The sequence below is a fragment of the Vibrio sp. Vb0937 genome (assembly GCF_033338855.1).
Genome location: NZ_JAWOTK010000011.1, coordinates 24,699 through 50,371 on the forward strand (window position 1 = coordinate 24,699; position 25,673 = coordinate 50,371).

Annotated in this window: 28 protein-coding genes; 19 read left to right on the forward strand and 9 right to left on the reverse strand. The window is 45.3% G+C overall.

Annotated features, from left to right (window positions below):
* Positions 1-89: 89 nt before the first annotated feature.
* Complete coding sequence (locus R7P67_RS14965; protein WP_005374028.1) at positions 90-1,460, reverse strand: L-serine ammonia-lyase; 1,371 nt, start codon at positions 1,458-1,460, stop codon at positions 90-92.
* Positions 1,461-1,591: 131 nt separating this feature from the next.
* On the opposite strand from R7P67_RS14965, the gene R7P67_RS14970 reads away from it, so the two are divergent.
* On the forward strand, positions 1,592-2,434 hold the full coding sequence (locus R7P67_RS14970; RefSeq protein WP_054579234.1) for a YdcF family protein: 843 nt from the start codon (positions 1,592-1,594) through the stop codon (positions 2,432-2,434).
* Here R7P67_RS14970 and R7P67_RS14975 read toward each other — a convergent pair.
* Both R7P67_RS14975 and R7P67_RS14980 read right to left on the reverse strand, forming a co-directional pair.
* The gene (locus tag R7P67_RS14975) at positions 2,424-3,080 is read right to left on the reverse strand and encodes a hypothetical protein (RefSeq protein ID WP_005374025.1); all 657 of its coding nucleotides are present in this window, start codon (positions 3,078-3,080) and stop codon (positions 2,424-2,426) included. The genes R7P67_RS14970 and R7P67_RS14975 overlap by 11 nt on opposite strands.
* Before the next feature lie 249 nt (positions 3,081-3,329).
* The gene (locus tag R7P67_RS14980) at positions 3,330-3,596 is read right to left on the reverse strand and encodes a DUF333 domain-containing protein (RefSeq protein WP_005374023.1); all 267 of its coding nucleotides are present in this window, start codon (positions 3,594-3,596) and stop codon (positions 3,330-3,332) included.
* A gap of 277 nt (positions 3,597-3,873) precedes the next feature.
* Between R7P67_RS14980 and R7P67_RS14985 the strand changes: the two genes are divergently transcribed.
* Positions 3,874-4,392, forward strand: a complete 519-nt coding sequence (locus R7P67_RS14985; protein WP_054576174.1) for an NUDIX hydrolase — start codon at positions 3,874-3,876, stop codon at positions 4,390-4,392.
* 435 nt (positions 4,393-4,827) lie between these two features.
* Here the strand turns inward: R7P67_RS14985 and R7P67_RS14990 are convergent, their stop codons facing one another.
* From R7P67_RS14990 to flgA, 4 genes are all read right to left on the reverse strand, one after another.
* Complete coding sequence (locus R7P67_RS14990) at positions 4,828-5,574, reverse strand: lytic transglycosylase domain-containing protein (RefSeq protein ID WP_054576173.1); 747 nt, start codon at positions 5,572-5,574, stop codon at positions 4,828-4,830.
* Positions 5,555-5,992 carry a flagellar export chaperone FlgN gene (gene flgN / locus R7P67_RS14995; protein ID WP_005374018.1) on the reverse strand — a complete coding sequence of 146 codons (438 nt, stop codon included), beginning with the start codon at positions 5,990-5,992 and terminating at the stop codon, positions 5,555-5,557. Before flgN ends, R7P67_RS14990 begins: the two co-directional genes overlap by 20 nt.
* 20 nt (positions 5,993-6,012) lie before the next feature.
* Entirely contained in the window at positions 6,013-6,294 is a 282-nt protein-coding gene (flgM, locus tag R7P67_RS15000; RefSeq protein ID WP_005374016.1) for a flagellar biosynthesis anti-sigma factor FlgM, read from the reverse strand.
* A 136-nt stretch (positions 6,295-6,430) separates the two neighbouring features.
* Positions 6,431-7,228, reverse strand: coding sequence for a flagellar basal body P-ring formation chaperone FlgA (gene flgA, locus R7P67_RS15005; protein WP_064376169.1), 798 nt, complete (start codon positions 7,226-7,228; stop codon positions 6,431-6,433).
* A gap of 77 nt (positions 7,229-7,305) precedes the next feature.
* Here flgA and flgB point away from each other — a divergent pair, with 77 nt between their 5' ends.
* Genes flgB through R7P67_RS15065 form a run of 12 tightly spaced genes read left to right on the forward strand, consistent with a single transcriptional unit; the run spans position 7,306 to position 17,296 of the window.
* The gene (gene flgB, locus R7P67_RS15010) at positions 7,306-7,668 is read left to right on the forward strand and encodes a flagellar basal body rod protein FlgB (protein ID WP_064376170.1); all 363 of its coding nucleotides are present in this window, start codon (positions 7,306-7,308) and stop codon (positions 7,666-7,668) included.
* A gap of 2 nt (positions 7,669-7,670) precedes the next feature.
* Complete coding sequence (flgC, locus tag R7P67_RS15015) at positions 7,671-8,105, forward strand: flagellar basal body rod protein FlgC (RefSeq protein WP_005374012.1); 435 nt, start codon at positions 7,671-7,673, stop codon at positions 8,103-8,105.
* Positions 8,105-8,788 carry a flagellar hook assembly protein FlgD gene (flgD, locus tag R7P67_RS15020; RefSeq protein ID WP_005384410.1) on the forward strand — a complete coding sequence of 228 codons (684 nt, stop codon included), beginning with the start codon at positions 8,105-8,107 and terminating at the stop codon, positions 8,786-8,788. The genes flgC and flgD overlap by 1 nt, the downstream gene beginning before the upstream one ends.
* Before the next feature lie 27 nt (positions 8,789-8,815).
* Positions 8,816-10,012, forward strand: a complete 1,197-nt coding sequence (gene flgE / locus R7P67_RS15025; RefSeq protein ID WP_017635110.1) for a flagellar hook protein FlgE — start codon at positions 8,816-8,818, stop codon at positions 10,010-10,012.
* A gap of 12 nt (positions 10,013-10,024) precedes the next feature.
* Positions 10,025-10,756: a flagellar basal-body rod protein FlgF gene (gene flgF / locus R7P67_RS15030; protein ID WP_005374009.1), complete on the forward strand. Its 732-nt coding sequence runs from the start codon at positions 10,025-10,027 to the stop codon at positions 10,754-10,756.
* A gap of 24 nt (positions 10,757-10,780) precedes the next feature.
* Positions 10,781-11,566, forward strand: a complete 786-nt coding sequence (gene flgG, locus R7P67_RS15035) for a flagellar basal-body rod protein FlgG (RefSeq protein WP_005374008.1) — start codon at positions 10,781-10,783, stop codon at positions 11,564-11,566.
* 32 nt (positions 11,567-11,598) lie between these two features.
* Positions 11,599-12,270 carry a flagellar basal body L-ring protein FlgH gene (flgH, locus tag R7P67_RS15040; RefSeq protein ID WP_017635111.1) on the forward strand — a complete coding sequence of 224 codons (672 nt, stop codon included), beginning with the start codon at positions 11,599-11,601 and terminating at the stop codon, positions 12,268-12,270.
* Complete coding sequence (locus tag R7P67_RS15045) at positions 12,255-13,391, forward strand: flagellar basal body P-ring protein FlgI (RefSeq protein WP_086026720.1); 1,137 nt, start codon at positions 12,255-12,257, stop codon at positions 13,389-13,391. The genes flgH and R7P67_RS15045 overlap by 16 nt, the downstream gene beginning before the upstream one ends.
* 10 nt (positions 13,392-13,401) lie before the next feature.
* A complete protein-coding gene (locus R7P67_RS15050; protein ID WP_005384422.1) occupies positions 13,402-13,950 on the forward strand; it encodes a rod-binding protein in 549 nt (182 codons plus the stop codon).
* Positions 13,951-15,324, forward strand: a complete 1,374-nt coding sequence (gene flgK / locus R7P67_RS15055; RefSeq protein WP_005374000.1) for a flagellar hook-associated protein FlgK — start codon at positions 13,951-13,953, stop codon at positions 15,322-15,324.
* Positions 15,325-15,337: 13 nt separating this feature from the next.
* A complete protein-coding gene (gene flgL / locus R7P67_RS15060) occupies positions 15,338-16,237 on the forward strand; it encodes a flagellar hook-associated protein FlgL (protein ID WP_005373998.1) in 900 nt (299 codons plus the stop codon).
* Between the two features lie 18 nt (positions 16,238-16,255).
* Entirely contained in the window at positions 16,256-17,296 is a 1,041-nt protein-coding gene (locus R7P67_RS15065) for a flagellin (protein WP_005373996.1), read from the forward strand.
* An 88-nt stretch (positions 17,297-17,384) separates the two neighbouring features.
* Here R7P67_RS15065 and R7P67_RS15070 read toward each other — a convergent pair whose 3' ends face one another.
* Positions 17,385-20,048: a DUF2339 domain-containing protein gene (locus R7P67_RS15070; protein WP_411912810.1), complete on the reverse strand. Its 2,664-nt coding sequence runs from the start codon at positions 20,046-20,048 to the stop codon at positions 17,385-17,387.
* A 440-nt stretch (positions 20,049-20,488) separates the two neighbouring features.
* Between R7P67_RS15070 and R7P67_RS15075 the strand changes: the two genes are divergently transcribed.
* From R7P67_RS15075 to R7P67_RS15090, 4 genes are all read left to right on the forward strand, one after another.
* Entirely contained in the window at positions 20,489-22,288 is a 1,800-nt protein-coding gene (locus R7P67_RS15075) for a cation:proton antiporter (RefSeq protein ID WP_033906291.1), read from the forward strand.
* Between the two features lie 238 nt (positions 22,289-22,526).
* Positions 22,527-23,546 (forward strand): type 2 isopentenyl-diphosphate Delta-isomerase, encoded by a 1,020-nt coding sequence (fni, locus tag R7P67_RS15080; RefSeq protein ID WP_262652631.1) that lies wholly within the window; start codon positions 22,527-22,529, stop codon positions 23,544-23,546.
* A gap of 194 nt (positions 23,547-23,740) precedes the next feature.
* Positions 23,741-24,004 (forward strand): DUF3012 domain-containing protein, encoded by a 264-nt coding sequence (locus R7P67_RS15085; protein WP_005373992.1) that lies wholly within the window; start codon positions 23,741-23,743, stop codon positions 24,002-24,004.
* Between the two features lie 251 nt (positions 24,005-24,255).
* Entirely contained in the window at positions 24,256-24,654 is a 399-nt protein-coding gene (locus tag R7P67_RS15090) for a GFA family protein (protein ID WP_005373991.1), read from the forward strand.
* Between the two features lie 96 nt (positions 24,655-24,750).
* On the opposite strand, the gene R7P67_RS15095 is transcribed toward R7P67_RS15090, so the two are convergent.
* Positions 24,751-25,101: a rhodanese-like domain-containing protein gene (locus tag R7P67_RS15095; RefSeq protein ID WP_025768015.1), complete on the reverse strand. Its 351-nt coding sequence runs from the start codon at positions 25,099-25,101 to the stop codon at positions 24,751-24,753.
* 267 nt (positions 25,102-25,368) lie between these two features.
* On the opposite strand from R7P67_RS15095, the gene R7P67_RS15100 reads away from it, so the two are divergent.
* The gene (locus R7P67_RS15100; RefSeq protein ID WP_005373989.1) at positions 25,369-25,659 is read left to right on the forward strand and encodes a co-chaperone GroES; all 291 of its coding nucleotides are present in this window, start codon (positions 25,369-25,371) and stop codon (positions 25,657-25,659) included.
* Positions 25,660-25,673: the final 14 nt, after the last annotated feature.

The following is a 25,673-nucleotide window of genomic DNA, read 5'->3' on the forward strand; positions in this document are numbered from 1 at the left end:
AGAACGCGGCATTTCTATATGTAATATCATCAGATCATAATTACCAGATAAGCGTATGGTGAGAAGCTAAGCGCAATGACCACTTGCCATTATTCGCATGGCGGTGCCATATGAATGACAGCTAAGCCCCCCAAAGAGGTTTCACGGTATTTTTTATTCATATCTTTACCAGTCTGATACATGGTTTCGATAACTTTATCTAACGAAATTAAGCATTTACTTGTGCGCTTTAATGCCATACGCGATGCATTAATCGCTTTCATTGCTCCCATGGCATTTCTTTCAATACAAGGTACTTGAACCAAGCCGCCAATCGGGTCACAAGTCATACCCAATGAATGCTCCATCGCAATTTCCGCAGCAATACAAATCTGCTCGTTACTGCCCCCTCTTAGCGCTGTTAAGCCAGCGGCAGCCATGGATGAAGAAACCCCAACTTCTCCCTGACACCCCACTTCTGCACCAGAAATTGACGCGTTAGTTTTATATAAGATGCCGATAGCGCCGGCGACTGCGAGAAAGTCTTTTAGCTGTTTAACATCGAGCTCTTTGATGAAGCGATGGTAGTACATCAATACCGCCGGAATCACCCCTGCTGCACCATTCGTTGGAGAAGTGACGACTTGCCCTCCTGCTGCATTTTCTTCACTAACCGCAAAGGCAAAGAGATTGATCCAATCCATGATCTCCATCGGATCGTTTTCAACTGCAGCGTTGGCTTCGAGCTTTTTCAAAAGGTTTGGTGCTCGACGAGTGACATTTAGACCACCTTCCAAAATCCCTTCCGTATCGAAGCCACGTTGCATGCAGAGCGACATCACTTTCCAAATTTGCTCTGCTCTTTGGTTAATTTCTTCGTCTGAGCGAAATGCGAGTTCGTTTTGGAGGATCATGCCTCCCAAGCTGAAACCGTTCGTCTCGGCTTTTTCCAGCATCTCATCTGCGGATGTAAACGGAAATGGTACTGCGACCTCATTTTGTTGCGTGCCGTTCTCTAGTTCGTCGGCGGTGGCGATGAATCCGCCCCCAATGGAGTAATAAATTTCAAACGCTACTTGATCTCCAGCTGCGTCTAATGCCGTAATCGTCATACCATTTTCATGCAGGGGAAGGTTGTCGCTATGAAAGACGATGTCATGGTCGTAGCTAAACTCAATCTGGTGTGTACCGGCGAGCATGAGCGTATTATTGTCTATGGTATTTTGTAGCGCACTTTTGGCACTGCTCATTTTGATGGTATCAGGTTTATTTCCCATCAAACCAAGGACCGTGGCTCGGTCTGTATGGTGCCCTCGACCTGTCAGTGACAATGAGCCATAAAGGTCCACTTGCACCCGATGCACTTTCGCCATAGAGTCGCTAACTAGCTGAGTGAAATGGAATCCGGCAAGCATAGGACCATTAGTGTGGGAGCTGGATGGCCCGACACCAATTTTAAATATATCGAAAATCGACAGCATAATTGACTTCCTTTAGCAGTGAACCTTTATAAAGGTCTCTAGAACAGTGTTGTTAACTAGATGTTAAAGCTTGTGGGTCGGGAGTGAAAGAAGATTTTTGTAACACTGCCAACTAAGCGCGAGATTTTAAAATGAAGTTAGACAACATCGTCATCGTTTTAGGTAAACGCCTCGTCAATAACAGGTTGACCTCTGAGGGCATAACCAGAGTCGAAGCTTTGTCTTGTAGGACTGCATCACTACCGATAGAGCGAACGGTGATTGTTTTTTGTGGCGGAGTAACGCAAGGACAAAGTGTTTCTGAAGCAGAGGCGATGTACGCGTATTTTAGAACCCTAAACGCAGACTCTGTGAATCCGTTCCCTGAACGTCATATACTCTTAGAAACGGAGTCGTTGAACACGTTTCAAAACATGCGTTATGTTTCCCAAGTTTTGTGCAAAAGTGGGTTGTTCGAGTTATGGTTGGGGCATCCGGTTGAGGTTATCTTGCTGTCTAATGACTACCACCTCGAACGAATCATTGATATCCAGAATTTGATGGATGAGCAAGGCTTATTACGAGTACTTAAATCCGATTGCGAATCCATGGGGGTGACCCTCAATATTCCACTGGATATCAGCAAACATATTAGCGTGCCTTACCCACATAAAGGGCTTATGGCGGACACATTCTTGCTACTCGATGAACTCACAACCTACCGAGTTTATTTAGAAGGGGTCAAGCATGGCGTATTTTTCCGAGATTTATCAATTGTCCGAAAAAAGCCACTTATGATCGCAAGAGATACTATTCACAAATTGCTCTCTTTACCGCTCGATAAAGAGGCTTTGCAACATATTGAAGAAATGAAAAAGGCCGTCGAAATGACGGCCTTGGATGAATCTGTAGGTGCTGCGGAAAAGGCATTAAGTATCTTCCATCCGATACTGACGGCATTGAACCGTCGCTTTGACCCAGAGTCTATTCATTAAGCTCGCGTTTTGTGCGGACGGCGCTTAATGCGATCAAACAGTAGCAAAGCAGTTCTATACCTTCTTCTGAGATATTTTTAACATCACGGATGTAATTTTCGTCCATCACTTGTTGCCAAAAACTACCCATACCATACAAACGAGAGAAGACTAATAATAGCATTACAGCACCAACTAATAGCTTCATATGTGGCACCGTTAAAATGGTCGCCATTTCGTTCATGGTACCTTTACCACCTTGGTAAGCTTTGGCGCAAGCCAGTGCGGTGACAGCAAGTGCTGGGAAAACCCAAGAGCCATGATGAATCATGTCTGTCCAATAGTCCGTTTCGCGAATAATCAGTACTGCAAAAAATCCTGCAATCAAAATAGCCGCATGCTTTAGCTGAGGCTGTTGTTTCGATAAGCTGAAAAACGACCATGATGCAATAGCAAGCATCACAAGCTGGAGCGTTTCTGTAACGGAAAGCTCGCCAAGGCTTGATCCCAACACGACATAATCAAGACGAAGACTAAGGTTAACGAGAATACTTATAGCGACAATCATCAAGGCGTTTAAACTCGATTTATAAATAATGCGCTTTGATTTTTCAGTAACAACGTTGCTTGGGGCTGACTCGGCTTCTTTTACTATTTGTGTTTTCATCTTGCTCACCTGTCCCAGAAAATGTGGAAGAAATGTGAATTAGTGTGATCTGTGTTTGGAATTTTATTGTCCAAGTGGAAAGTTATGTCAGGGGAATGTCAAGAATAGAACACTGTTCGATATAGGGTCGATGTGCGGTAAAGTCAGAGATATGTAAAAACAACGTAAGAACACTTTGATAAATCAAATAAAAAAGGAGCCCAAAGGCTCCTAAGTGATAGAGGGAAGGTGACGTATCGATAAAAATAATTAGTAGTTGTCACCCTCATTTTCTTTGTGATTCTCGCGATAGTATTCCCATTGCTCGACGCGTTCATTGTCCGACAGCACACAGTAAGTGACACGTTCGCCGTTTTCCGACACGGTATCCAGCTCACCACCTTGCTGAACACAGTATACGGCTGCGGGATTTGCAACGGAGGTATACTCAGTTGATCGGGTCGCTCCCTCGTAAGTTGAACAACCAGCCAGTACCAATGTTGCAGCCATAGCCATCATTAAATTTGTCTTTTTCATTCTTTATCTCCGCATGGGGTGGGCGAGTATTGTATTGATTATAGGCAACTTTAAGAGATTATTGTCTTATCGATGTTAAAAGTAAGAGGGACGTATAAGAATTTAGATATTCTCATTTATTGCTGATTAGCACGTCACACTTCTGTTCTTGGCGTATTGTTGTGAAGGTCATATCAATCACTTCCTGACAAGCGCTCGAACGTACCTGGCCTACAACAATGATTTAAAGTGTGAAATTCGGTAATATGCGCACAAAACATTGACCGTGGTATTTTCGATGAGACATTTAAAATCGACCGTTCATCCAGACATAGAGCATTTGGATGACAAAATTGTTTTTCAGCGCAATGCAGCGCGAGCCATTGTACTTGATGGTGAAGATGTGCTGTTGCTCTATACAGAACGTTACCATGACTACACGCTACCAGGCGGTGGTATTGATGATGGTGAAGATGTCATTGCTGGATTAGTCCGTGAATTAGAGGAAGAAACGGGCGCCCAAAATATACATGGTATTAAGCCTTTCGGAATCTTTGAGGAGTTTCGTCCGTGGTACAAGGATGACGCTGACGTGATGCACATGGTGTCGTATTGTTATACATGTAAAATCGAACGTGAGCTAGGCGAAACGGCGTATGAAGATTACGAAGTTAAAAATGGAATGCACCCGGTATGGATGAACATACACGAAGCAATTGCACACAATGAAAAAACGATGGCAGAAAGCCCGAAAAAAGGCATGAGCATTGAGCGCGAAACGTTTTTACTTCAGTTGATTTCTAAAGAATTACTATAAACAGTTAGTTTGCATCATTACGACTTAGCTTCTGTTGGCTCTATTGTGGGCAAAGATTTTAGAGCAATAAAAAAGTCCGGACTCCCCCCCGGAACCCGGACTTATTCCAGACGCGCAAGCGAAGCGTCATCTTGATATGTTAGATTTGTTTCGAACTATGAAAACAATAGCTGTTTTACATTTAGTGTGTAAATAATTATTAGGTCTGACCATTGGTTTTCATGTTTTTTTGCAAACGCAATGTGACGCATATCTACCCAATTGCCAAGCGCAATTGGGGCGCTTTTTAGTAAACCACTACTCTTTCTTATCTTTGAGATACCTTACCTCAACTTTTTTGCACACGTTTGCATAGAGATCACGAGTTTTCAAATTCGCCGAACAGGATCTTGTAATTTTACGTTTCTCTGACATTGAGCTCTGTCGTAGCTTTTATCACAAATTAACTAGCGGAGGCAGTCGGCTAAAGTCGACCAGCGGTTGTGAAATCATAGGAGCGTCTGGAGCAAACAAGAGTAAAGGTTGAAATGATGAGGATTGTAACTGACCGATATCTATCAACTTTTCCAATGCATAGAAGCGGCTGACGTATTGACGAGTCTCGTTAGGCAGCGTGAGTTGTTGGAAATCTCGACTTCCTGCTCGCTGAATAGCACGTGCAACACGTCCTTCTCCGGCATTGTATGCAGCTAAAGTGAGAGCCATATTTTGATCGAATTTGTTGTATAAAAACGCCAGGTACTTGAGCGCGGCCGTTGTGCTGGCTTCTGTGTCAAAGCGATCGTCTTGTTTTGTATTTATCGTTAATCCGAATCGTTTCGCTGTGGTTGGTATCAATTGCCAAAGTCCGGCGGCGTTAGCGTGAGAAACGGCTTTGGGGTTGTAAGAAGATTCTAACATTGGCACTAAGGCTAGGCTATTTGGTAATGAGTGGTTTTGAAGCTGTTTGAAAATGTGGTTAATTACCGGTTTGGATGAATCGAGACGCTTGGCAATTTGTGGCTTGTATGGTGCTAATACTTGATACTGCGTTTGAATATCGACAGCATTTGGTTTTGCCTGGCATGTGATTGGAAGGTAGGACAGAAAGGCAATAAAAATAAAAAGGCCTACAGTACTCAGCCGAGATGGCGACTGAATCTGTAGGCAAGACGAACATCGTTTAGAACGATTTATCTTCATAAGTGTGTTGCACAGGTTGTTTGAGTTGACTGACCAACTCATGGAACGCCGCAGAGCTGTGGCCATTGCTCTGATTGTATTGTTGGCACTGACTTACCAACGTTTCCAATAGCGCCCATTGTTTTCTAGCTTGCATACCTATTTGGGCAGGCAAAGCATTGAAAATTCGTTTTACGCTGGCGTCATTACACGCTAACCCCAGCGCTCGCATACACTGGCTTCTGTCATTGGCGGAGCGGCTGAGTTTATTGAGTATCGGCATTTGTTTCTGAACATTGTCGTTCAGTGCCTCTCCATCAAACTTTAAGTACAATACCTTTTGCTGCTGAAGCAAAGGAAGCAGTTGTTGATAAAGCTTAATATCCTCAGATATAGAGCGAACAAATTGTTGAATTCGCTGCGATACTGCGCTTGCCATGATGTCTTCCTAGCGTTTTATTACTCGTGACCTGTATGGAACTGCATGATTGCCTTGGATAGCACTTTTGTATCTAGGCTAAGTTCACCACGCGCTAATGCGTTGCGTACTTGTTCTACTTTTTCCATATCAACATCAGGTAGTGATGCCATTTCAGCTTGAGCGCGATCTATCGCTACGGTATTCGCTTGAAATGCAGGCTCGTGTACTTTGCTCTGTTCGACGACGTCGACAGGCTGTTTGCTTGCTTGCTGTAATTTTGTTTGTGGGACATGACCGCCCGCGACTTTGTCGATTTTCATGCTGTGGTCCTCATCATCATGTTCTAAATTAAGTAGGCGGTTAGAATGTGATAAACATTAAATATTTTTTTTGTACTCGAAGTTCAGTGTTACTGACGAGAGCCAAAATTAAAAAATGTTACCCCGAGTCAAAAAATCAAAATTGAGTATGAACCTGGTTTAATCCAGTTACGACTGCTCTTATGACCTTGCCCGAACTTGGGTTTTCCACGTCAATTTGTTGCCCTTTCGCTCCATCTTCTAAGGCGACTCCTTTTGTGCTGGCACTAAATCCATTTTTGCTCGCAATGACTATGACTTCATTGCCTTTCTCGATTAGAGGTGGGGCCGACAAATTGGATGGATTAACCACTTGTCCAGCCCGCAAACGACGAGAGGTTTCTAAGCCTACTGCTTGCTCGGGGCGAGTATAAAAATCGTCTTGGCGAGAGATGGTTCGGGTTTCAAGCTTTATGTGTTTAGCCGTTACGACTTCATTTCGGCCAACCGTGGTTGTCGCGACCAAAACAGGCAGAGTCAGCGAAGACTTTATCGTAACGTTAATTCGCCATGGTGATGCGATATTGTCGCAGCTGACTGAGCGCTTGAGGTTACCGACTGGCAACGTGTTGTTGTCACGACCTGTGATAACTAAAGGCGATTCACATTCTGGCAAGTGATTGGCTGAACCGGGCACCCATATGTCGAAGTCTAGTTTGTACTCCCCCCACTGATTGGAGAGCGCTACGCGATCCACCTCTTGTTCGAAATCCGTTGCTACAACGGACCTTATCTCTTCAACGCTTAGGGTTTTGTCATTGGTGTTGGCGAATGCTTGTTCTGATGTCAAAGCGAGTAACGTCAGCATTATTGTTGAGGAAGTGGACACTTTCCTCTTGTTTTTAATGCTTTCCGAGAGCCGGAAGTTTGGCTTCCATCCTTGTTTGTAAGTCATTGATATATATAGCTATTTTTTATGGCACGTATCTTGTTTGTATGTTGGCGTATTCGAGCCAACTGTAAGGAAGATGCATGGCGATCACATTTGAAAATGCTTTAGGAGTACATCCAGAGGCACTTAATTTTCGCGTTCAGCGTACCAAAGTCCTCGCCAGTAACCTAGCAAATGTTGACACCCCTGGGTATTTGGCGAAAGACCTAAGTTTCACCACCGTAATGAACCAAGTAACGGCAGGTGGTGTGAACAAACCGGTGCCAAAGCTCCAGGTTCAGGCCCAATACTCGGTGCCTTACCAGAATAGCAAAAATGGCAACACCGTAGAGCTTGGTGTTGAACAAGCAAAATTCACGCAAAACAACATGGACTTTCAAACTAGCCTGACGTTTCTCAACATGAAATTTAATGGCTTAGCGAAAGCGATTGAGGGACGTTAATTATGTCATTCACTGATATTTACTCGATCACTGGTTCCGCGATGACAGCACAAACTGTGCGTCTTAATACGGTAGCCAGTAACTTAGCAAACGCAGATGCAGTATCTGCAAATCCAGAAGATGCTTATAAAGCGCTTAAGCCAGTATTTGCGACTGTGTACCAAAAAACGCAAATGACAACAGAAAATGGAGCTTATCCCAATGCAGAAGTTCGCATTGTTGACGTTGTTAAAAATGCTGGAGATGCAGAGAAGCGTTTTGAGCCGAACAACCCACTGGCTAATGATGAAGGCTATGTGTTTTACCCAGATATTGATGTAGTTGCTGAAATGGCAGACATGATGTCCGCAACACGCAGCTTCGAAACGAATGTTGAAGTATTAGCCAATGTAAAAAGTATGCAGCAAGGTCTGCTTAGATTAGGGCAGGGTAGCTAATGAGTATTGCACAATACACCCCTTTATCGTCTGACGCTCCAGTAAATACAAAAGCAAAAGACAGCAACGGTATCTCACCAAACCCTAAAGACATGAACAGTGCTTCTTCATTGGAGAATGAGTTTATTTCTTTGATGGTGGCTCAAATTCAAAACCAAGACCCACTTAATCCCCTTGATGGTACGGAATACGTTGGTCAATTGGCTCAGTTCTCGCAGGTACAAAGTACCGAGAATATGTCTAAGACAATGCAACAGAGCATGGTGTTACTGGACAACATGCAAGTGCTGTCAACAGCGGGCCTTGTTGGGCAAACGGTTTACGTCAACGCGGATGAATTTCAGCTTGGTGAAGACGTACAAAACGGAAAAATCGAACTCGCTCATAGCTCAAACCAAGTCACGTTAGTTGTTAAAGATGAATTTGGTCAATCAACTAAAGTGCCACTAGGTGCTCACGGCAAAGGTGACGTCGACTTTTCAATTAATCCTGAAGAACTTGGTCTTAAACCAGGCAAATACTCAGTGGCCGTAGAAGTGCAAGAAGGGCAAGCAAGTCCAAATGTGCTGATGGCAGGCACTGTTGAGCAAGTGCGCATTCCTAATACCGGTGGCGCAGCATTAGTCAATGTCCATGGCGTTGGCAACGTTCCTTTCTATCAAATCACTCAGTTTGGTGCTTAACCAAATACGGAAATCAGAGGTCTATTTATGAGTTTTAACATCGCACTAAGTGGTCTGGACGCGACCAACACAGAGCTAAACACAATCAGTCACAACATTGCTAACGCATCAACGTATGGTTTTAAAGGTGGCCGTACAGAATTCTCCGCTGTATATAACGGCATGCAACCTGGTGGTGTGGAAGTCGCGTCAATTTCACAGAACTTCGACAAAGACGGCAGTATCACAGGAACTGGCCGTGCGATGGACCTAGCTATTAATGGCGGTGGCTTTTTTGTTACTAAAGATAATATGGGCCAAATGTTGTACACACGTTCAGGTGTGTTCTCAACGGATAAGAACAACTTTGTTACGGCTAACAGCGGTGCAAAGCTTCAAGGTTACAGTGTCGATAGCAACAACAACCTGATGACAGGTTCTGTGGGTAATATTCAGGTATCGACTTCCTCACTGAATGCTAAAGCAACAGACAGCTTAGATTTTGTTGCGAACTTCGACGCAAGCGCGTCTGTTATTGATAAAGCCGTAACGCCATTCAATCCAAAAGATCCAAGCTCATTTAACTCGTCTTACACAACAAAAGTCTACGACTCATTGGGTAACTCGCACACGGTAACTCAGTACTTTACTAAGACTGCTTCTAACTCGTGGGAAGTGAACGTTCAAGTAGATGGCGGTACGACGCCAGTAGCAACTGTGCCTGTAACGTTTGGTAAAGATGGCTCGCTTTCAACACCGACTGCACCGTTTAATGTTTCATTCCCTGCTGCAGGCGCGAACGCGATGAGTGTAGACATTAACCTGAAAGGCAGCACGCAATTTGGTGCAGCTTTTGGCGTAAGTACTAATAGTCCTAACGGTTACACATCAGGTGAGCTTGCAGGTGTACGCGTTGAAGGTAACGGCATGGTTTACGCGACTTACACTAACGGCCAATCACAGCTACAAGGTCAGGTTGTTCTTGCTGATTTTGCAAACACACAAGGCTTAGCGAAAGTGAGTGGAACATCATGGACTCAAAGCTTTAGCTCAGGTGCTCCAATTATGGGTGTTCCGGGGTCAGGTACGATGGGTGACCTAACTCCGGGTGCATTAGAAGGTTCTAACGTTGACTTAACCAGCGAGCTTGTTGCTCTAATGACTGCACAACGCAACTACCAAGCAAACGCAAAGACAATTTCTACCAGCGACAAGCTTACTCAAGCTTTGTTTAACGCGGTGTAATGGGAGTTTTGCATGGATAGTTTGTTATTTACGGCAACGTCGGGTGCCAGCCGAGTTCTTAAAGCGCAGCACGTTCGTTCAAACAACTTATCAAATGCTGATACTGCAGGTTTTCGAGCGGATATGGAGCGTGTGCGTAGTGTAGAGATGCAAGGCCCAGGTTTTGATGGTCGCACTATGGTTGTGACCAACTCTGCCTCAACACGTTTCGACGCTGGCGATATTGTGAAAACAGGACGTCCGTTGGACGTTGCGGTTATGGGGGAGGGGTATCTCTCTGTAGAAACCCCAGCGGGTAACGAAGCTTACACCCGTGCAGGCAATATTCAGGTCGATACTTTTGGCGCTCTAACAATCAATGGGTTCCCTGTCCTCGGTGACAATGGTCCTTTGGTTGTGCCGGATTATCAAAAGATTGAAATCAGCGAGCGTGGTCAAGTCTCAGTGATCCCACCAGGTGGCGGTGCAGAAATTGTGGCAGGCACTTTGAAGTTGGTTAAACCGGAAATTAATCAACTGCAAAAAGAGAGCGATAGCTTGCTGCACAGCGTAGATGGCGTGCCATTCGCGGCAGATGAAACCGTGCAACTCTCTCCTGAGCACATTGAGGGCAGTAACGTATCTGCTATTGATGAATTGGTTAGTGTGATGTCGCTGACGCGCAACTTTGAAATGCAAGTTCGCATGATGAAAACGGCGGAAACTTTAGCAAAAGCTGGTAACAAATTAATGGCGGCGAGCTAAGTCTCGCCCCGCAAGGAGTAAAAAATGCATTCAGCATTATGGGTAAGTAAAACAGGCATGGCAGCGCAAGACACGAAGATGACTGCCATTTCTAACAACCTAGCAAACGTAAACACGGTTGGCTTTAAGCGTGACCGAGTTGTATTTGAAGATCTTTTCTACAGCATTCAGCGTCAACCAGGCGCTCAAGTAGACCAAGTTAACGAACTACCAAGTGGTATTCAGCTAGGTAGCGGTGTTCGCGTTGTTGGCACACAAAAAGTATTCACTCAAGGTAATACCCAAAACACAACGCAAGAGTTGGATCTTGCTGTAATGGGTCAGGGTTTCTTTCAAATAGAAAACTCGGACGGACAGATCATGTATACACGTAATGGTCAGTTTCATAGAAACTCAGAAGGCTTAATGGTGAACAGTCAGGGCCTGCCTTTAGAGCCTCAAATCCAGATCCCAGACAATGCGGTCTCTTTCTCTGTAGGTGTTGATGGCACCGTGACTACAACAACAGCAGACGATCCAACACCTCAGCAGCTTGGTCAAATTACACTTGCAAAATTCATCAATCCAGCAGGCTTAGAGGCCATGGGTGGCAACTTATTCCGTGAAACGGAAGCCAGTGGTCCAGCTGATGAGCTGATTGCAGGAGCTGATGGTGCCGGCATTATCAAGCAAGGTGCACTGGAAGGGTCAAACGTACAAGTAGTAGAAGAGATGGTCGACATGATCACCACTCAACGTGCGTATGAGATGAATGCGAAAGTGGTCTCTGCTGCAGATGACATGCTGAAGTTTGTTTCGCAATCAATGTAAGTATGAAATTGGTGATGATGAAGGAAAAAGCAATGAAATGGCTTTCTAAGAGTTGGGCAGTAGCCGCCGTGTTGCTGGTGGGATGTGCTGGCCGTCAGGAATTTATTCCGCCTGAGCCGAATGCTGAGGAATATGCACCACCAACGCTCGATTACACGCTGCCGGAAACCCAATCTGGTAGCCTTTATCGTCACCAATACACGATGACCCTGTTTCAGGATCGTCGTGCTTACCGAGTTGGCGATGTATTAACGGTTCAACTATCAGAAGAAACCTCATCGAGTAAAAATGCGGGTACTAAGTTCGGTAAAAGTTCAGCAATTAACTTTGTGGCGCCGACCATAGGCACGAAAACTATCGATGAGTTAGGGGTTAGCGTGGATGGCAAACGTAACTTCGATGGCAGTGCATCAAGTTCACAAGGCAACAAGCTTCAAGGTGCCATTACGGTAACGGTACACGAAGTATTACCTAATGGCGTATTGCGTATCAGCGGTGAAAAATGGCTTCGTCTTAATCAAGGCGACGAGTTTATTCGCCTAACCGGTATCGTCCGTGTGGATGATATTAACCGCAGTAACCAAGTTTCTTCTCAACGAATTGCTGATGCAAGAATTACCTACGCAGGTCGCGGAGCCCTAGCTGACAGCAACGCAGCCGGGTGGCTAACTCAGTTCTTCAACAGCCCATGGGTACCTTTCTAATGAAGACAATGCAATCTTTCTTTATGTCTCTCCTATTGGTGTTGACCTTGGGACTACCAGGCACTTCACGTGCTGAAGCGGAAATTCCGATCATGGACTTGGTCGATGTTCGCGGCATTCGAGAAAACCAACTGGTTGGTTATGGTTTGGTGGTTGGCTTAGCCGGCCAAGGTGACCGAAACCAAGTGAAATTTACCTCTCAATCTATTACCAACATGCTACGTCAGTTTGGGGTTCAAATTGATGACAGTATGAACCCTAAGTTACGAAATGTGGCTTCTGTGAGTGTGACAGCGTCCGTTGATCCAATGGCAGGCCCAGGACAAACGTTGGATGTGGTTGTGTCTTCAATCGGTGATGCAAAGAGCCTTCGCGGTGGTACGTTATTGCTAACGCCTTTACGTGGTATTGATGGCGAAGTGTACGCGATTGCGCAAGGCAACGTGGTTGTGGGGGGCTTATCTGCAGAGGGGCGAAGTGGCTCCAAAGTAGAAGTGAACACACCAACGGCGGGTCGCGTTCCGAATGGTGCGACTTTAGAGAGAGAAATCAAAACCGATTTCAACCAACGTGATGAAATCACCCTAAACCTGCGCAAGCCTAGCTTCACTACAGCAAAAAATATTGCGCGTGAAATTAACAACACTTTTGGACCTAACGTTGCAGTTGCGATCAATAAAGCGCGCATTGATATGCGTGCACCAAAAGATACACAGCAGCGTGTCGTCATGATGTCGATGCTTGAAGAAATGAGCGTTGTTGAAGGCCGTAAACCTGCTCGTATTGTCTTTAACTCTCGCACTGGCACCGTGGTGATCGGTAAGAGTGTCAAAGTGAGTGAAGCAGCAGTAAGTCACGGTAACTTAACCGTGCGAATTTCTGAATCACAACAAGTTAGTCAGCCTAATGCGTTTGCAAATGGCGATACGAAAGTCGTTAACCAAACGGATCTTGATGTGAATGAAGATCTCGCTCAGATGGTGATTTGGCCTCCAGGCACGGAACTTAACACCATAGTTAATGCGGTAAATAGTTTAGGTGCCACGCCTACAGACTTGATGTCTATCCTGCAAGCTTTGAGTGAAGCGGGTGCATTGAACGCTGAATTGGTCGTGATATAAGGAGTTAAGGATGAAGCTAGACAGTACCAATGAACAAACTCAGTTAAATTCGATGCTTTATCACGACAACAGTGCATTGGCTAACATCAAGCATAGTCGTGATCAAGAAGGCGCACTTGAAGTCGTCGCAGGTCAATTTGAGGCAATGTTCCTACAAATGGTGTTACGCCAAATGCGTAGCAGTAGTGACGCTCTTGCTGATAAAGACAGCCCGTTTGCCAGTCAGCAACAAGGGGTGTTCCGTGATATGTATGACGGTCAGCTGGCGATGGAACTAGCAAAGAAACAGAGCTCAGGCATTGCCAATATGCTCATCCAGCAGCTGAGCCCGTCTATGCGTGAGGTTGCTTTCGATGCTGCGCGCAACATCTCATCCGCTAACGATGGTAAAGGTTCGAATTCTGAATCTATCTCACAAGTAGATTCTAAAGAGGTGGAGAAGAATTCAAGCCTATTTAATACCGCTTCTCAAGCCGTCGCCTCTGTTAAACAGGTATTCGGTGAGGCCGGTATGACTACCGCGTTTTCTCAGCCGTTGATCAGAAAAATGGAGCTGTAAATGAACCTAGTTAATATTGCCCTTTCAGGTTTAGGCGCGAACCGTGTGGCCCTAGACGTAACCGCGCAAAACGTGGCAAACGTGAATACCGTGGGTTACAGTCGTCAACAAGCGTTGATGGCGTCTGTCGATGATGGTAAAGCCAATCGCTTAAGTCCAGGTTTAGGGGTAGAAGTCACTAGCATTCGCCGCGTTACTGATCAATTTCTGATTAAGCAAACGTGGTCGACTAACAGTATGGCGGCATACGCATCTGGATACACCAGTAACATGAGTCAGCTGGAGAATACGCTTGGTGCCGATGGTTTCAGTATATCGGCTGGCTTGGACTCGCTAAACGCTGCGCTTAACGATGCGACCGTTAAGCCGGAATCCATACCTTACCGCCAGCAGATCATTAACGAATCTGAAGCTTTGGCCCGCCGTTTTAATACGCTTACCGAATCTTTATACAATCAACATAAAGACATGAGCGACCAACGTAATGCAGCGCTTAACCACGCGAATAGCCTTATGGAAAATATCGCGAAGGTGAACAAGCAACTGGTAGAGATGCAAGGTACAGGTGGTAACCCATCACAGTTAATGGATGAACGAGATAGGTTAATCGGTGAGTTATCTCAAACCATTGAAATCAAAACAACACAGCAGCATGACGGCAGTGTTCAGGTCACACTAACCTCTGGTCAACCGCTTGTGATGGGTACGGACCATGGCAAACTGGAAGCCATTCCTGACCCGAGTGATCCTTACTTGGCGGACTTACACGTCACGTTCTCGAATCAAAGTTTTGCGATTGGTGACTCGCTTGGTGGCAAATTAGGTGCGATTAATGACTATCAAACCGAAGTGTTGAAACCAAACCAATTGGCTCTGAATGACATGGCGAAAGCTCTCGCGGATGAATACAACGCCGTGCTTGCGACTGGCAAAGACTTAAATGGCAACCCAGGTAAACCTTTGTTCAGCTATGACCCAGCAAACCCTGCAGCCAGTTTGGATATTACCAAGCTAACTCCAGATGAGCTTGCGTTCTCAAGTGATGGAACACCTGGTAACGCAGATGCGTTGCAATCATTGATCGAGTTAAGCAACAAGCCAGTGGCGGTATCAGGTTACGGCTCAGTAAGCTTGAACGATGCCTTTAGTTCAATGGTGGGTCAAACCGCAATTAAAGCACGCCAAGCTAATGCTGATTATCAAGCGAAGTTAGCCATGAACAAGCAAGCGCACGCAGCTCGCGATAATGTTAGTTCCGTAAACAGCGATGAAGAAGCGGCTAACCTAATGATGTTTGCTAATGCGCACAATGCCAACATGAAAGTGATCAGCACAGCAAATCAACTGCTCGATTCTATTCTGCAGTTATTCTAAGAGGAAAGTTTAGATGCGAATTAGTGACAATCAATTTAGTCAAATGATGTTGCACAGCTTGCAGAGCAATAGCGCGGGATTAGGCGAAGCTCTGCAACAGATGTCTACTGGCAAGCGCTTGACCAAGCTGTCTGACGATCCAATGGCTTCGATCAAGTTGCTTAACTTAGACCGAGAAACCAGTGCGATTGCTCAGTACAAAAACAACATTGAAAACGTAAAAACGACGCTATCGAGTCAAGAAACCCATTTAGATTCGATCAAAGAAAGCTTAAAAAGCATGCGAGACATCGCGCTTTGGGGGGCGAACGGCTCTCTTACTGACGAAAGTCGTGGCGGTATGATTACAGAGCTTAAGAGTTACCGTGACTCTATTGAGTCGTCTTTTAACGCGCAGGATGAAGAAGGGCACTACCTTTTCTCTGGTACTAAAACGGATACTGCGGCTGTAAGTAAAGCGAGCGGCAGCTACGTAATTGAAGGTAATAGTGACAAGCGCGTAGTAACAATTGCTAAAGGTGTCACGATGGATTCCAATATGACTGCAAAAGAAATATTGGACCTTGGGGGAGGCCATAACGTGCTTAACCAAATTGATGCGCTGATCAAAGAGTTTGAGAGCCCTACCGCCAACTTCAGAGCTGAAGTTGAGGCGAGTATCAGCGCTATCGACGATACTTTTTCAAACGTACTAGGGACCATGACTGAGATTGGTGGTCGACACAACAACTTAGATCTTGTTGGTGGCGCGCACAGTGAAAACAAGCTGTTCGTTGACAAAGTATCTGGAGACCTCTCTGCTCTGGACTATGGTGAAGCGTCGGTACGATTGAGTAATTACATGGCCGCTTTGCAAGCAACGCAAGCAAGCTATGTGAAGATCGATGGTTTGTCGCTGTTTGACCGTTTATAAGGTTAGGAAGTTCTTTTTATGGTAATGAGTACAGTAGAGGTTAGACCCCATAGCATACGCTTAGGTGGACAAGAACAAGCCTCTATCATGCCGACCCGTTCTGCAGACTCAAGTACGGCAATTAAACCGCGCCCGGCGCAAATTCAGGCTGACACTGCGTCAGCCTACTCTGTATCTGGTATTCAGCTTACGCAGGGTCAGCAGCAAGCCACGGCGGTTCAGATCGCGTCCAAATCGCTGCAGGTGATTGGCAAAGAGCTCACGCAAATTAAACGTGGTTTGACGCAAGCTATTAATCAAGGCGTACAAAATGTTCCTGGTTTGCAGGATACATTGGTTCGTTCTAAAGCCACCATCCAAAAAGTCGTTGAGCAAGCACGTTTCGATGGCCAGAAAGTCCTAAATAACGAACTGCACTTAAAACTGGATAAAGCGGATATTCGTCGCTTTTCTATTCCAGGTTTGAATGTTCATCGCTTAAGCGACAAGGCCGAGCAAATCCGTTTGGATTTTCCTCAAGGTCAAGCGGTGATGATTCAGTTTGATGGACAATCAGACGGTGAGCGAACGGTCAAAATGCTGGATCGCAGCTTGATTGCGTTAGGAATGCGAGCCTCATTAGCCGATGATGGCAGCATTTTGTTTGAAGCCAGAGACAACGCTTATCAACAAATGCAGCAAAAGGTGATGGTAACGGGGGAAGGGCACCGCTTCCCTGCGGGACAGCCTAACGTTTTGAACTTAAAGTCTGAGCCAGATGGTATTGCGGAGCTCGGGTTTGATCTAGGCTCACGCGACGGCATCAAGCAGACGATTGCCAAAGTAAATCAGCATCTGAAACAAGTTCAAACGAGCTTGCAGGAAGCGAAAGCTTTTCATGGTGAACTGAATACTCAAATGCGTTCTATCCAAACCAAAACCGCACAGCTTTCAGTCAATGAGGTGAATGCAAAACTGGATGGATTCATGCAAAAGTCTGGCGAGTTTACTTCAACTTTTCAGGCATTGAATGCGCAAGCAAACGTGCGTCGTCATACTGTGGTCGCTTTACTGAAGTAACGAACACTCCAATGATTCCCGGCTTTACACTGTTATCGTCCCCCAATAACGAAAACAGCGCACTGTCGGGAATCTCTCTTTGACTCGTCTAGGGCTCGAGTGCTTTTGCCACCGAACGATTCAATTTCTGGAATAGCCATCCAAGTGCTATCAAAGACGCACCTAAGCCTAAGAAGCTTATCGCTCGCCAGAACCCATCCAGAGAGCTCACATCCCATAAGAATACTTTCAGTGCGACACAGGCAAGGACCACTAGACCGACACGCTGCATCATCAGCCCCTGTTGGGTCACGCCGCGCCAAGTAAGCAATCCACCTACGAGCAAGCCAGCCACTGAATAACTGAACAACTCTGCCATGCTGGTTGGCTGATACAGCATCATCGATGTGGTTTGCCAGAATTGACGGATAGACATCCCCAACCAAATGGCTGCAAGTAAAAAGCCTAGACTAGCAATCGCAAATCGATGAACTTGCAACGTATTCCAGCGCTTAAACGTTGCGATAAGCAGGATGCAAGCTGGTAACAGCCAGCCGATACTCAGCATGTTAAAGATGGGAAGTGCTTGTGCCGAGACGTTATCAGTCACCAACGGCGATTCTGCCGTATTAAGCAAAATAATCAATATAGCGAACGCGCACCAAAGCAAGTAACTATAGATTTCGTAGATACGGCTTAAGCGTTGCGCAAATTGGCTGCGGTAGCTGTATACCAAACCCATAACTAATGCTTGATTGGCAAAGACTGCCGCACTTGTGAAGTCGATGTGCCCCAAGTAACCATATTGCCCCGTTAACCAGTAGTTAGTTTGGGTGAACAATGCCATTAAGAATACATGTAAAAACGCCCCTTCAAACCAGTTGGTCAGTTCTCGGTCCACTTGTTTTAGTGTTGAACGAGCATAAGACAAGATGAAGAGAGAAGGCATATAACTCACCAGAACCCAAGCCCAATGCCCAGCTTCTACCGGTTGCCATTCGGGGATGAAAGGTAGCAGCGTGAGTCGGATAACCAGTATTCCCATTGTCACTTTAATCGCCCAACTCGCAGGTCGAAATAACCCGACTTGAGCCTGTAAGGCCATTATCGCAACTTGTATTGAGATTGCTGTTGTTAACCAAGTATCGCTCAACCAAACAAAAGCAATACCTATGATTAAAGCATGCATAACGGCAGAGCATTCTAATGCCAACGAACGTGCACGCTGACCAAGCACAACGTAGTAAGTGGCTATCAATGCGCAGAATGCAGCCCAATACCACAGGTAGCCCTGCATAAATTCGTCAATATAAAACAACGTAATTAAGCTCATCGCGGGAGCCAGTACCAGCAGAAGCAGCCCACTGAGTTGCGAACGGTCACTAAGTGATTGGTAATATGTTCGATAGCAGATCAGCGCAATACTCACCGCCAATGCGAATAGGATGCTAGCTTCTCGCTCTAACATATACAGCGCATCAAAAGCGATAGTAAGAACAATCAGCGCGGTTGCCGAGACGAGAATGGATGGCAAAAATACACGTAATGACCAGCCTGTACGAAGTGCTGGTAGCCAGATGATCGCAACAAGCAGCGTATAACAGTACGCCATTTGTAGAGTGTTCAGCTCCGGCATTCTGGTGACGGCAGAAAAGGTCAATAAAGCAGTTGCGAGAGCGGTAGCGGTCGGCGAGTTTGTCCACTTGCTTTGATAGTGACGAAAGCGAGGATTGAGCATCCAACCCATTCTCGGAACCGCGAAAATGAGATACAAAGTGATGGAGAGAGAAATCGCGAGCCACGAGAACAACAGTTCTGTTGGTACACTCTCAATTAACAGCAACATCCAAATGACATGTGGAATCGCGATACTTGGCGTAATCCATGCCCTACGCACTTTTTGCATCAATAAGGTCGCCGCGAACGAAATTGCGCAGATGTATCCGGCTAACAAAAAGTAGTTGGGTTCACTACCTCCAATCCACAGTGGTGCTGTGTAGCCACCAATTAAGCCAAGCACGGCCATTAACGGCCCTTGTCGCAATGATAATGCTAAACTGAAAAATGCGGCTGAAGCCAAAATGATCAACGAGATACTCGGCGTTAGCATTTGATAAACCACAAAGGCAAAAATGACGGTGCAGTAAATACCCGTTAATCCCGTACCGGTAACAGCAGCAGGAACATACGTAAAGCCTTGGGCTCGTGCTGCCCGCTGCGGATTCTGTTGTTCTTTACGGTGAAACCACTCGCCAACAAGCACCATAAGTAATGAGATCACAAAGGCAAAGGACACTCGCATAAATGGCGAAAACTGGATGTGGCTACCAATCACCTGTACGAGATAACCTCCACCGATCAGCATGGCCAATGCGCCTACCCAAACCAACCAATTTTCTTGAATGTTGCTAAGCAGGCTCTGAACTTTACTCTGAAGGAATGACTCATTTTCTTGACTAAAAACATCCAGTTGCACTTCTCTTGTCTGGGTGTACCCTTGATTCGCAGCGCTCTGGTCCAAGTCTAGGTTGGTAGCTGGATCATGTTCCCCAGAGGATGAGACATCTTTCTGTGGTGATTCTATGTGAGGTGACGTCGCTACAGATGGTGTGTCTTTCTCGATGCTGAATTGTTGGTGCGCTTGTTGGTTTGAGCCCTCATGGACACTGGCTCGTAGTGATGTGACTTCCTCACGAAGTTTGGCTAGTTCTTTTTCTAAAAGTGCAGCTCGGTTGGCGGCTTTCACTCCGATGAGGATGGCGAGACACGCCATGAACAGTGCTAGTATTACGTACAATCCATTTCTCCTTGCGTACGTCGCGTGACACACGATTCTTAACTTTGAGCACTTACGCTAAAGCTTAGTTCATGCTCTATGCCTTAGCCTCATATAGTGCTAGGTTCCGCGCTTTCTTTAGAAATCATTCTACATAATGAAACTCAATGCGTAATGATGAATTCGACAAAGTCGCACACTTGTGTGCCACTTTAAAACCTGATGAACAAAAATGAGTCGTTAAGTCATTGGGGGTCAACTATATTCATAGTTCTGATGCGATCGCCAAATGACTTCAAACATGTGCGTTTCGTAGCGATGTCATCGAAGGTCAGTCGTTTGATTTGCACGTTCGGTTGTTTCTATTTGACCGTAAGGCTGAATGTATTCGGGTATAGCGCATTCACGCGAAAAAAGACAAAAACAGGTAATTATTGATGCAAGTGGGTAATGAAGCGCTGGTGCTGTCAGCGGTTGGGGTTATTGGTTTAGGTTGCCAATGGTTAGCTTGGCGATTGCGTTTGCCAGCGATTTTATTTTTGTTGTTGGCAGGGCTGATCGTCGGGCCATTTATGCAGTGGTTAAATCCTGATGAGATATTAGGTAATTTGCTCTTTCCGTTGGTTTCTTTAGCGGTGGCAGTGATTTTATTTGAAGGCAGTTTGACCTTAAATTTTAAAGAAATTCGTGGCGTGAGTGGTTCGGTATGGAGCATTGTTTCCATCGGGGCGATCATTTCGTGGGCAGCGACCAGTATCGCAACACACTATTTCCTCGGCTTTACTTGGGAGCTTGCCATGTTGTTCGGCAGCTTAACCGTAGTAACAGGGCCGACGGTCATCGTGCCACTTCTACGAACCGTAAGACCTAACAGTACGCTTGCTAACATTTTGCGATGGGAAGGGATTTTGATTGACCCGCTCGGTGCGCTTTTTGTTGTGATGGTTTACGAGTTTATCGTATCTCACAGTGCGATAAATAGCGTCGAAGTGTTTGGGACGATCATTGCTGTCGGTGTCATGCTAGGTGCGGCCTCAGGCTATGCAGTTGCGACGATCATGCGTCGTTCTTGGCTACCGGAATATTTGCAGCCATTTGCGGTTTTGATGGTGGTTCTAGGTGTATTTTCGGTCTCTAACCACATTGAGTCTGAAGCTGGGTTACTAACCGTCACCGTAATGGGTATGTGGCTCGCAAACGCTAAAGACATCAATATTCAGCAAATTCTGCATTTTAAAGAGCATTTAACCATTTTACTGATCACCGGATTGTTCATCTTCCTTGCGGCTCGAATCAGTCTGGATGATTTTGCTGCGCTAGGTAGCGGTGCGTTATTGTTGTTTGTATTTATGCAGTTAGTGTCGCGTCCGTTATCGATTTTTCTTTCAACCTTCCGCAGCAACTTGCGTCTCAAAGATAAGCTGTTTTTGTCTTGGGTTGCACCGCGCGGTATTGTTGCTGCTTCGATTTCGTCTCTTTTCGCGATCAAATTGACTGGATACGGCATTGATGAAGCGATTTTACTGGTCCCTATGACCTTCATGGTGATTATAGGAACGGTCGTGTTACAAAGTGCGACGGCACGTCCTGTAGCGCTGACGTTGGGCATCGCAGAGCCAGCACCACGCGGCTTCTTGTTGATTGGTGCTAACCGAGTAGCAAGAGAAATAGGGCAGGCGTTGTCGCGTTATGACCGTCGCGTATTAATGACTGACTCAAACTGGGAGTACATCAGTCAGGTTCGTATGTTGGGACTGGATTACTATTACGGCAACCCTATTTCTAGTCACGCGGACGACAACTTGAACTTGATAGGAATAGGTCAAGTGGTTGCATTAACGCCCGATCAGCATTTCAACATTATGGCTTGCATGCAATTCGTCGACGAGTTCGGGGAAGATAAAGTTCACTGCTTACAAAAAGTGAAAACCAACAGCAATGGCAGCGAGAAGCACTCCGTGGCTCAGGAGTACCATGGTAAATTGCTGATGGGCGGCAATGTAAGCTATACCCAGCTAGCCAGTATGTTAAGTCGTGGTGCAGAGGTTAAACACACGAAATTGAGCGATAACTTCACGTATCAAGATTATTTAGCGCATCACAAAGGTAGTTCAGTTGTACCGCTGTTCCATGTAGAAGAAAAAGGAAAAATTCAATTCTGTGATGATCCCGAACAGTTTGAACCAACGACGACAAGCACTGTTGTGTCGCTAATTCTGTCGGACAGCGTAAAGTAAACTACAGAGCAATGTGATCCATTTGCATCATGGGTATCGTACGCTGATTATCTCAATTTGAAGAGAAACTTGCCGGCTTGTTTAAAACGGAAAGCGAGTTTCTTTTCTTATAATGTCAGGGGCAGTCGAGACTCATTACTCGTTTCGGAAAAGTAATCCGGCAAATTCACAAAATTCGCATTGACGTTACTGATAAGGATCGCAATACTGCGCGACTGTTTTACTTTAGGGTGACATTATGGCTCCGCAAACTAACCGAAAAGATTTACACCTAGATGCTGTTTTACATCATGATATGAGCATGAAGCATAAAACGGCGGGTTTTGAGTCTGTCGAGTTTGAACACTGTGCGCTGCCAGAATGTGACTTTCACGCGATCGATTTATCGACAGAGTTTCTTGGTCATCAATTAGCGCTACCATTTTTGATTAGCTCGATGACTGGCGGAGCAAAAGACGCAGAAACGATCAATTGTCGTTTGGCTGAAGCCGCAAGTGAATTAGGTATTGCCATGGGCGTCGGCTCGCAACGGATTAGCTTAGAAGAAAGTCAGCATTCGGGCTTGGGTAAAACCATTCGTGAGTTGGCGAAAGAAGTACCGTTGTATTCCAATCTTGGAGCCGCTCAATTGCTCGATAAAGGTAAACTCGATAATGCGCAACGTGCGGTTGAGGCGATTCAAGCAGATGCCTTGTTTGTGCACGTTAATCCAATGCAGGAAGCGTTTCAGAAAAATGGCGACCACAATTGGGTTGGTGTTTTCCAGGCAATTGAGATGCTTAAATCTCGCGTGAAGGTTCCTATCATTATCAAAGAAGTCGGTTTTGGTATTAGCGGACACGTTGCGCAGCGATTAATTGATGCTGGTGTGGATGCAATTGACGTTGCGGGCGCGGGTGGTACAAGCTGGAGTGCGGTTGAAGGGTATTGCCAAGATAATCCGAGAATGCAGCGTGCAGCCGAGCTTTTCCGCGATTGGGGTGTCCCTACAGCAACATGTTTGGCTCAAATCCGCGCACTGCATCCTACATTACCCTTGATCGCCTCGGGAGGTGTTCATAACGGACTTGAAGCGGCGAAAGCCATTCATTTGGGGGCTAATCTCATTGGGCAAGCTGGTGCGGTATTAAAAGCTGCGACGATCAGCACGCAGTCTGTCGTCGATCACTTTGAACAAATGGCATTAGAGCTGCGTTTAACGTGCTTTGGTACTGGCTCTTTTAAGGTTGGTGAGCTAACAAAAGCGCGCTGCCTATAGCTTTTAGAATGGCGCGCTTTACACAGAGTCGCTCAATAATTTTTCGATGTCTTAACACGTAGACTGATAATTTCGTTATAGTTGATACAAAAGTCACTTCAGCTAGTGACGCCTTTATTCAGACACTTGAATGGGCACGTGTTGAAGAGATTGAGTTTAATTTTACTATTGTTTGCAACTGGAACCTTAAATTTATGAAAAAACTAGTCATGCTGATGTTGGCGGCTTCTGCTTTGACCGCTTGTAGTGATGAAGTGGGCACTGAAGGCTGGTGTAACGACATGCGCGATAAGCCAAAAACAGAATGGACAGCAGACAACGCGGTAGACTTTGCAAAGCATTGTGTTCTGCAAGATGGTGTCGGCAGCGAGCAATGGTGTGAAAACCTGAAAGATAAGCCGAAAGGTGACTGGACTGCAAACGAAGCGACCAGCTTTACTAAACACTGCATTTTTTAAGCACAGCGGAAAGCGCCTTTTCAGAGGCGACATTCTGTGAGGTAAACACCAAGCGTTATTGCTTGGTGTTTTTGTATCTAAAATAGCTCTATTTTTCACGTGTCAGCGCACTTCCCTCTGAATGGAAAGTTTTACATTTTCGTTTCATTTTTGAAAACCTGTATTGCCTGTCTTTAATTTTTCGTATTGCAATGGCATGGTGTCGAGATAGCCATCTAATTCAATTAGATTCATAACAAAAAGGAATTCAAATGGAAGTACTAAAAGGCTCATGTCTGTGCGGCAAGGTAAAGTTGGAAGTGGCAGATGAATTTAAGTACATGGGAAATTGCCATTGCTCTGAATGCCGCAAGTTCACAGGTTCTGACTATTCATCTGCCGGTGGTATTGCGTTGGATAAACTGCTTATTATCCAAGGGAAAGAAGATATTCAAACTTATCAGAAAAGCGAAAATACCATGCTATGCTTTTGTCGCCACTGCGGATCGAGCCTGTATTCGAAAAAGAACAATGGGATCGTCAATATTCGCCTTGGTATCTTGGATGACACACCTTCTCACAAGCCTGATTTCCATATTTTTGTCGCATCGAAAGCGCCATGGATCGAGATATCGGATAACCTGACTCAATTTGATGCAGGGCCCAGATAGTAGAGTTGTTGTAGATAAGTATTTAGAAACAGAGCGCGTTACAATACGCTTGCGACGCGCTCTGTGCTTTTACTTTGTATATTAGAACGGAGACGACTATTTGGCGTCTTGTAGTTCTTCAAAGCCACCTGCATTGTGCAGATTCGTAAAGCCTTGCGATTGTAAGTATTGATACGCTTTGCCAGAGCGGTTACCACTGCGACAGTACAACACGATAGCTTGATCTTTATCGACGTCTTGAAAATGTTTATCAAGTTCAGATAAAGGGAAGTTGACGGCATTATCCAAATGCCCTTCAGAAAACTCTTGCGGCGTGCGCACATCGACAATCATCGCGCCCTCGTCAATCAATTGCCAACCTTGTTCAGCGCGTTCAGAAGCTGACACGTTGGGTGAGAGGAAGCCAACGCATAACGTTGCAAGAAATAGAGATACGGCCTTTTTCATTGTTTGATTATCCTTTTTAAGAGTACGTAACCACTCTAGATTTGATTGAGCACATTTTCCATCATAAAGAGATGCTAAGTGGTTGTGAATGCGATAATTCGATAGAAAATTTTATTTAATTTAATAAAAAATTTTTATCAAATTCACCTCTTGAACTCTCATTTTTCGACCTTATTATTTTCATCGAAAGCGAGCTGTCGACTCGCAAATCCATCTTGATGTTTATTTTGTCTTTTATTTTTGGTTCCAAGTAGGAGGCACTTAAAAATGAAAATTCGTCCTTTAAATGACAAGCTAATTGTTGAAAGACAAGAGGTGGAAAATAAATCTGAAGGGGGAATCGTTTTAACTTCTCAGTCGGTGAAAAAATCAAACCGCGGGAAAGTCATTGCTGTTGGTTTAGGTAAACGTCTTGAAAATGGCGAACGCGCTGCGATGGAAGTCAAAGTGGGCGACCAAATCATTTTCAATGACGGTTACGGCGTGAAAACCGAGAAAATTGACGGCGCAGAATACTTAATTCTGTCCGAATCTGATGTGTTAGCAATCGTTGAGTAATTATTTTTGTAGTA